This is a genomic window from Streptomyces sp. DH12 (genome assembly GCF_020873895.1).
Classification (GTDB): Bacteria; Actinomycetota; Actinomycetes; order Streptomycetales; family Streptomycetaceae; genus Streptomyces.
Genome location: NZ_JAHWGT010001553.1, coordinates 1 through 399, shown reverse-complemented (window position 1 = coordinate 399; position 399 = coordinate 1). Strand labels below are relative to the sequence as shown.

The window sequence follows — 399 nt, the reverse complement described above, 5'->3', positions numbered from 1 at the left end:
GCTCAGTCCCACACCGGCTCCCACACCGGCTCCCGCACCGGCTCCCGCACCGGCTCCCGCACCGGCTCCCGCACCGGGTCCTCCCGCACCAGCCGCATCAGCGCGCGGGCCCCCGGGCTCAGGCTCCGCGCCGCCGGGAGCACCACCACGCTCTCGTACACCGGCCGGCGGGCCCCCGTCAGCTCCACGGCGACCAGCCGGGCCGCCTCCGGCTTACGGGAGAAGTGGTGCGGCACCACCGCGATCCCCAGCCCCTCCTGCACCAGCTCCAGCAGGCTGTGCACATCGTTGACCTCCAGACCCACTGTCCGGCGCACCCCGGCCGCCGCGAACGCCTCGTCGGCGGCCCGCCGGGGACCCCAGTCCGGATGGAAGTCGATGAACGACGCCCCCGTCAGC

Annotated in this window: 1 protein-coding gene; it reads right to left on the bottom strand. The window is 75.9% G+C overall.

The window, feature by feature from the left end; translation table 11 throughout:
• Nucleotides 1-2: 2 nt before the first annotated feature.
• A partial coding sequence (locus LPA54_RS41045) for a LysR substrate-binding domain-containing protein (protein WP_228985492.1) occupies nt 3-399 on the bottom strand: 397 nt, incomplete at its 5' end.